This window comes from Arthrobacter sp. AOP36-A1-22, from assembly GCF_052377615.1.
Lineage (GTDB): Bacteria > Actinomycetota > Actinomycetes > Actinomycetales > Micrococcaceae > Arthrobacter_H.
The window spans coordinates 22,099-29,349 of record NZ_JBQSWX010000032.1; the positions used below are offsets into that span (position 1 = coordinate 22,099).

General features: G+C 67.9%; 5 protein-coding genes and 1 tRNA gene. 2 read left to right on the forward strand and 4 right to left on the reverse strand.

Annotation, left to right across the window (positions count from 1 at the left end):
* Positions 1-102 precede the first annotated feature (102 nt).
* Positions 103-2,010: an alpha-amylase family glycosyl hydrolase gene (locus ACT3S2_RS14685; RefSeq protein WP_444561847.1), complete on the reverse strand. Its 1,908-nt coding sequence runs from the start codon at positions 2,008-2,010 to the stop codon at positions 103-105.
* A 169-nt stretch (positions 2,011-2,179) separates the two neighbouring features.
* Here ACT3S2_RS14685 and ACT3S2_RS14690 point away from each other — a divergent pair, with 169 nt between their 5' ends.
* Positions 2,180-3,958, forward strand: coding sequence for a glycoside hydrolase family 13 protein (locus ACT3S2_RS14690; protein WP_444561848.1), 1,779 nt, complete (start codon positions 2,180-2,182; stop codon positions 3,956-3,958).
* Between the two features lie 40 nt (positions 3,959-3,998).
* A complete protein-coding gene (locus tag ACT3S2_RS14695; protein ID WP_444555480.1) occupies positions 3,999-5,024 on the forward strand; it encodes a LacI family DNA-binding transcriptional regulator in 1,026 nt (341 codons plus the stop codon).
* Between the two features lie 110 nt (positions 5,025-5,134).
* Here the strand turns inward: ACT3S2_RS14695 and ACT3S2_RS14700 are convergent.
* From ACT3S2_RS14700 to ACT3S2_RS14710, 3 genes are all read right to left on the reverse strand, one after another.
* A tRNA-Pro gene (locus ACT3S2_RS14700) sits at positions 5,135-5,211 on the reverse strand.
* A 64-nt stretch (positions 5,212-5,275) separates the two neighbouring features.
* The gene (locus tag ACT3S2_RS14705) at positions 5,276-6,664 is read right to left on the reverse strand and encodes an FAD-binding oxidoreductase (protein ID WP_444561849.1); all 1,389 of its coding nucleotides are present in this window, start codon (positions 6,662-6,664) and stop codon (positions 5,276-5,278) included.
* On the reverse strand, positions 6,661-7,185 hold the full coding sequence (locus ACT3S2_RS14710) for a hypothetical protein (protein WP_444555478.1): 525 nt from the start codon (positions 7,183-7,185) through the stop codon (positions 6,661-6,663). Before ACT3S2_RS14710 ends, ACT3S2_RS14705 begins: the two co-directional genes overlap by 4 nt.
* Between the last annotated feature and the right edge of the window lie 66 nt (positions 7,186-7,251).

Sequence of the window (7,251 nt, forward strand, 5' to 3'; positions counted from 1 at the left end):
ATGCAGCTTACATCCCTCATCGGCAAACCGGAAGTGGTGTCCCCGACCCGCCCCGTCATGTTGCGTCACCTGCACGACCACCGGTGCCGCGCGTCCCCGTCGTTAGCGCGATGCCGTGGGAACGGTGGTTCCTGCCAGTGTGAAGGCCGCCGCACTGAGCGCCCGACCACCGAGGACGACGCCGGAGTCCCCTTCGATCTCGCAGGTGACGTTTCCGTGGCTCCAGGCAGGCACCGGCGTCCCGACCGCCCCGAGGCCTTCCAACCGGAGTCCTTCGGCGGCATCACGGAAGAGCACGACCAGAACCGCCTCGTGGCGGTCTTCGCGGATGAAGGCGAGCGTCCCGCCGTCGGCGTGGAGCCACCGTAGCCCCCCGGAGGTCAGTGCCGGATGCTCCCGGCGCAACGTCGACAGCGCGGTGTAGAGACCGCGCAGATCGGTCGGGATCCTGCTCGGATCCTCCCAGGGCATGGGGGTGCGGGATTTCTCCCCGTTGAAGCCCTCGAGCCCGAATTCGTCCCCCATGAAGACCATCGGCACCCCCGGCAGGGTGAACTGCAGGGCCACGGCCAATGGCTGCGCTCCTGGAAGGATGGCGCTGGCCGCCCGGGCGGTGTCGTGGGTGTCGATCGCGTTGAGGTTCGCCAGGCGCACCCGCCAGGGGAAGGCCGCGGCGAAGTCCAGATGGGTGTCCAGGAACTCCTCGGCGCCGGTGCTGTCGGGGCCCCGTTGGGGCAACCCGTAGAAGTCGGGCCACGGCTGGGAGGTCACATTGGACTGTGGTGCCACCGCGGCACCGTCGTCCTGCCAGGTGCGCGGGCGGGCCAGCCACTGCCACAGCGGGCGGGTGAAGTTGGTATAGGTCATGGCCCCCTGCCAGGTGTCCCCCTGGAAATCGGGGGCCGCGTCGGAGGTGGATTCGGCCACCAGCAGGGCCTCGGGGTTGATCTGGTGCATCCGTCGGCGGATCATCGAGGCGATCTCGTGGTTGAAATCGTCGGCGCCGGCCCGCCCGGTCATGTTCCCGACGTCGATCCTCCAGCCGTCCATGTCGAACGGCGGCTGCAGCCAGCGGGCCACCATCGAATCGTCGTCCAGGATGAACCGGTCACGCAGCCCCTGCGAGCGCCAGTTGAACTTCGGCAGGGAGTCCACCCCGAGCCAGGCCAGATACTCGGTGTTCTCCTGGCTGAAGTAGTAGAAATCGGATTCGGGGGCCGCCGGGTTCCGGTAGGCGGCACGGAACCATTCGTGGGCGTCCCCGGAGTGGTTGGTCGTCAGGTCACCCACGACACGGATTCCGCGGGAGTGCGCATCTTCGACGAGTCGGATGAGTGCCTCGTCGCCGCCCAGCAGCGGGTCGACCCCCGCGAAGTCGGAGGCGTCGTAGCGGTGGTTGGAACGGGCCGGGAACATCGGGGTCAGGTACAGCACGCTCGCCCCGATCTCCTCGAGGTGGTCCAGATGTTCGCCGATGCCGTCCAGGTCCCCGCCGTAGTACTGGTAAGGGGTGTCCGGGCCGCGCCCGATGACCTCGCTGGTGTCCCACTCGGCGGCCACCGCCCACTCGGGTAGTTCGCGGTCGTCGGCCGCGGCGGAGCGGGCGAAGCGGTCGGGGAAGACCTGGTACATCACCGAGCGGTGGATCCATTCGGGGATCGCGGCCCCGGCGCAGATCCTGAAGTCCTGGACATCGGGGGTGTCCCGGGTCGAGGTCCCGCGGGCGTTGACCCAGAGCGACCCGGTCCCGGTGCGCATCACCCAGCGGTAGTTCTGTACGGGGTTGACCACGGTCAGCAGTGCCTGCCACCAGACCCAGCCGTCGGCCTCACCCAGCCGGGTCGCCTGGTCGTAGTGGGGTTCCGCGTCGCGCACGCTGCGCAGCCAGACCCCGCCGGGGGTGGGTTGGTCCGAGGGAACCCGCAGCCGGACGGCAACGTCCTGTCCCAGGACGGGGTCCTGACGGTCGACATGGAGTGCGGATCCGTCGTGGTGTGGCGCTTGAATCATTGATGCCTCCTGCTGGATAGTCTCTCATCCTCGGATTTCGGCAAACACGATAGTGATGCACGCCATAATTGTAAGCGCTCTCACAGGCAGGAATACCACCTGCGTCCGACGCATACGGACTCAATGCAAGCGTTTTCACGGACTGGCGACTGCGGCTAGGCTGGACCGCATGCGACCAGCCCCTGCCTTGAGCGCGGTGTCGGATCTGCCGGCCGCCGCACCCCGCCCCGACGTCCCCCCGACGATTCCGCCCGGGGCCTTCGCCCGCGGTCCCCTGGCCCACAGTCCCTCCACGGACCGCTCCTGGTGGCGCAGTTCGGTGATCTACCAGATCTATCCGCGCTCCTTCCGGGATCTGCACGGTTCGGGCACCGGAAACCTGGCCGGCATCACCGCCGAGCTCCACCAGATCGCCCGGCTGGGGGTCGACGCGATCTGGCTCTCCCCCTTCTACCCCTCCCCGCAGCACGACGCCGGGTACGACGTCTCCGACTACACGGATGTCGACCCGCTCTTCGGCACCCTCGAGGATTTCGACGCCCTCATCGCCCGGGCCGACGAGCTGGGACTGCGGGTCATCGTCGATCTGGTCCCCAACCACTGCTCCGAGGAGCACGCCGCCTTCCGCGCCGCCGTGGCCGCCGGACCGGGGTCGACGGAGCGCGAGCTGTTCATCTTCCGTGATGGTCGGGGCGCAGCGGGACAGGAACCACCGAACAACTGGCAGTCACACTTCGGCGGGCCCGCCTGGACCCGCATCACCGAACCCGACGGCGCCGAGGGCCAGTGGTATCTGCACCTCTTCGACTCCTCACAACCCGATTTCAATTGGGATGCCGAGGCCGTCCACGTCGAGTTCGAGAGGATCCTGCGCTTCTGGCTCGATCGCGGGGTCGCCGGTTTCCGGGTCGACGTTGCCCACGCCCTGGTCAAGGAACCAGGTCTGCCGGATTGGGGTGGAAACGCCAACGGATCCCCGCGCGAGGGCTTCCCCTTCTCCGAGGCCCCCATGTTCGGCCGGCCCGGGGTGCACGAAATCTATCGCACGTGGCGCGACATCCTCGCCGAGTACGACGGCGAACGCATCCTGTGTGCCGAAGCCAACGCCCACCCGGTGGACGCGGTCGCCGATTGGGTCCGCCCGGAGGAGATGCACCAGGCCTTCAATTTCCCGTATCTCAATACCGGCTGGGATGCCACGGCCTTGCGTGCCGTGGTGGACCGGTCGCTGGCGGCCTTCGATGCGGTGGGGGCACCCAGTACCTGGGTCCTGTCCAACCACGACGTCAGTCGCCATCCCACCCGTTTCGGCGTCCCCGCCGGCGCGCGCTCCGGGGATGGCGTGGGCCCCCGGGACCCGCAACCGGACCATGAGCTCGGCCTGGCCCGCGCCCGGGCGGCCACCGTGTTTATGCTGGGCCTGCCCGGCGGGGCCTACCTATACCAGGGCGAGGAGTTGGGCCTGCCCGACCACACCACCCTCGAGGACCGGTTCCGTCAGGACCCGAACTTCTTCAGGACCGCCGGCCAGCGGGTCGGGCGCGATGGCTGCCGCGTCCCCCTGCCCTGGACCCCTGCGGGCCCGACACTGGGGTTCGGCCCGTCGGAAACCTCCTGGTTGCCCCAACCGGCCGGGTGGGAACGGCTGGCGCGTTCCGCCCAGGACGGCGACCCCTCCTCGACCTTGTCGATGTACCGGCGGGCCCTGGCGGCACGCCGTAGGCTGGAGCTCGGCGCGGGTGGGCTGCAGTGGCTCGATACCTGCCACGCCGACGGGGTGCTCGCCTTCGAGAACTCCGGCATCGACGTCGTCCTGAACACCACCGAGGCCCCGGTGGCCCTTCCTCCCGGGGAGGTCCTGCTATCCAGTGGCCCGGTTCCCGGCGACGTCGACGGCGTGCTGGAACTGGCCGCGAATGCGGCGGTCTGGTTGCGGCGCACAACATAGGGAACCGGGCGGATCCACGCCCCTGGACGGAAGGACGCAGATGACGGGCATCAAGGACGTTGCCGCACTGGCCGGGGTCTCGGTCGCCACCGTTTCGCGCGCCCTCAGTGGCAACGGGAAGGTATCCGCCGCGGCCAGCGAACGGGTCCATGCTGCCGCTGAGTCGCTGGGCTACGTGGTGTCCTACAACGCCTCCTCCCTGGCCTCGGGACGCAGCCGGAACATCGGCCTGGTGATGCCCACCGTGGGCCGCTGGTTCTTCTCCACCGTGCTCCAGGGGGCCACCAGTGCGCTCATCGACGCCGGATACGACCTCACCTTGTACAACACCGGTGGCGAACAACGCCACCGGGATTCGGTGTTCTCGGAGCTGTTGCTGCGCAAACGTCTCGACGGGGTCATCACGGTCACGCTCAAGCTGGAGCCCGACGAGATCAACCAGCTGGCCTCCGTCGGCAAACCCGTCGTGGCCATCGGTGGCCACATTCCCCGGATCGACACGATCCAGGTCGATGACTTCAACATCGCAGCCCTGGCCACGGAGCACCTCATCGGACTGGGGCACCGGGAGCTGTCCTTCCTGGGAGGCACCGAGGAATTCGAGGTGGATTTCAAGCTCGGGTCGGCCCGTGAGGACGGCTTCGAGTCGGCGATGAACCAGGCCGGGTTGCCGGTACGCCGGGACTGGCTGCTCACCGCCGACTTCTCCACCGCTGGTGCCTATCAGAAGATCCGCAACGTGCTGGCCAATCCCCGTCGACGTCCCACCGGCTTCGTCTGCGCCTCGGATGAGATGGCTTTCGGGGCGATCTTCGCGGCACGTGACCTTGGTCTGCGGGTCCCTGAGGATGTCTCGGTGATCGGCATCGACGGGCACGAGCTCGGAGAGCTTCTCGGGTTGACGACCATTGCCCAGGATCCCGGAGGGCAGGGTGCCGCGGCCGTGGGCAAGCTGCTCTCGCTTCTGGACGGGGCGGATCCGGCCATGGGCCCCGACCCGACGGCGGGCTTCCATCCCACGGAATTCACCTCACGGACCTCCACGGGTGTTCCGCCGCAGCGCTGAAGGGAACGCCTCGGGGCGGACACGAAAAAGGGGCCGATTCCTCGGCCCCGTCCTCGTGGCTGACAACCTGTTCCGGCTTCTTCGAACCAGTGGTCCGTTATTCCGGAAGATGGTCGGGGTGACAGGATTTGAACCTGCGACCTCGTCGTCCCGAACGACGCGCGCTACCAAGCTGCGCCACACCCCGTGGGGTCATCAACCTCAAGAAGTTTACCGGTTCGGAGGCGAATTCACTAATCGGGAGCGGGGCTTCAGATTCCCTTCCCGGGGTTCAGGATGCCCTGCGGGTCCAGCAGGGCACGGATCCGGTGCTGCAGTTCCAGGACGTCGGGTTCGAGCTCCCACGTCAGCCAGCGGCGCTTATATTGGCCGACGCCATGCTCCCCGGTGATCGTCCCCCCTGCGTCCAGTGCGGCACGGACGGACTCGTCCAATGCCGCCTCCAGGCGTTCCATCCCGGCCCGGCCCTCACCGGGGTCGATCCAGAACGTGGGGTGGAGGTTCCCGTCCCCGGCATGGCAGACGACCCTGACCCAGACCTGATGGCGTGCGGCGATCTCCTCGAGGGTGTGGATGTAGTCCACCAGCTGGGACCGCGGTACGGCAATGTCCTCACCGGCCCGGAATTCGTCGTCCTGTTCGTCACCCCGGCTGTTGCGGCGCATCTCGATGAGCTCGGCGGCATTGGGGTCATCGGCGGCACTGACCTCCGCCCCCAGCCCGGTCAGGACCTCGCGGATCACCTCTTCCTCGATCCTGGCCCCGTAGCCGTCGGTACGGATCAGGAGCATCGCTCCCCCGCGCTCGGTCAGCCGGGTCCCGTGGATCGAGTCCAGGACCTCCATCGTCCCGGCGTCCAGCATTTCGGTGATCGCCGGTTGCACCCGGGCCTTGCCGATGGCCAGGACACCTGCTGCGGCACCTTCCAGCCCGGGGAACAGGGCCACCATGGAGCGTTGGTCGGCACTGAGGTACCGCAGCCTGACGGTGGCGGCGACCACGATCCCCAGGGTTCCTTCGGAACCGACGAACAGGCTGGTCAGGTCATAGCCGGCCACTCCCTTGAAGGTGTTGCGGCCCACGTGGATGAGCCGGCCGTCGGCCAGGACGACGTCCAGTGCCAACACCGAATCACGGGTGACCCCGTATTTGGCACAGCGCAGGCCTCCGGCGTTGGTCGCGATGTTACCGCCGATGGTGGAGATCTTATGACTGGCGGGGTCCGGGGCATACATCAGCCCGTGGACGGCCACCGCGTCGTTCAGATCAGAATTGATGACTCCTGGTTGGACGAGCGCCGTTTCGTCGTCGGCGCGGATGTCCAGGATGGCGTCCATCCGTTCCAGGGACAGGACCACGCTGTTGCGGGTGGCGTGGACGCCGCCGGAGACCCCGGTGCCGGCGCCCCGGGCGATCACCGAGAATCCCAGGTCACCGGCCAGCAACACGACCTGCTGCACGTCCGGGGTGTCCCGGGCGAAGACGACCGCCAGCGGTTCATGGGGATCGGCCACATGGCCGTAGTCGTGGCTGTAGCGATCCAGGACCGAGGCCTCCACGCAGACCTGTTCGGGCCCCAGGGCGCTGGTGAGTCGCTCCGCCACGACCGTGGCATCGAGATCCTGAGTGGGGGCACTCATGCGGCACCGCCCATGAAGCGCTGGTAGTAGCCCAGGATCTCGGGCCAGGACTCGGCCATCGCGTGTTGGCCTTCGCCGGCCGGGCCGGGTGCCCATCCGGCATGGGTGACCGTGACATCGGTGGCCCCGGTGCCGGTCTCCTCGAAGTCGATGACGACCCGGGTGGGGGCTTCCTGTTCGAAGCCGAGGGTGAAGTCCAGTTCCAGGCACCCGTGGGAGCGGTCGGAGGCCCCGCTGCGCAGGGGCGCTTCGGATCGAACCACGCTGCCCCATTGCCGGCGCTCCCCTGCTTCGGATTCCTCGATGAGCATTCCTTCTTCGATGCCCAGGTGGGAGCCCGGCCCCATGGTCCCCACGGTGCCCAGTGGCCACCACAGGTGCAGGTAATCGACGAACCCCTCGTAGGCCTGTTCACATTCCATTGCCACGGTCACGCCTGCCACCACCGGCTCCAGCCGGGGACGATCGCCGTCGCTACCGGAGTCGGGGGTCGGTTCCGCATGGGAGAAAATGCCATCCATGCCTCAAGACTACCTTCAGCGTCCCGACCGCGGGCCGCGGGGATATCCGGTCCTTAAATGCAGTAG

Bases quoted from the DNA above. Each gene is read 5' to 3' on its own strand.
- ACT3S2_RS14685 (WP_444561847.1), bottom strand. From the start codon at position 2,010: ATGATTCAAGCGCCACACCACGACGGATCCGCACTCCATGTCGACCGT.
- ACT3S2_RS14690 (WP_444561848.1), top strand. From the start codon at position 2,180: ATGCGACCAGCCCCTGCCTTGAGCGCGGTGTCGGATCTGCCGGCCGCC.
- ACT3S2_RS14695 (WP_444555480.1), top strand. From the start codon at position 3,999: ATGACGGGCATCAAGGACGTTGCCGCACTGGCCGGGGTCTCGGTCGCC.
- ACT3S2_RS14705 (WP_444561849.1), bottom strand. From the start codon at position 6,664: ATGAGTGCCCCCACTCAGGATCTCGATGCCACGGTCGTGGCGGAGCGA.
- ACT3S2_RS14710 (WP_444555478.1), bottom strand. From the start codon at position 7,185: ATGGATGGCATTTTCTCCCATGCGGAACCGACCCCCGACTCCGGTAGC.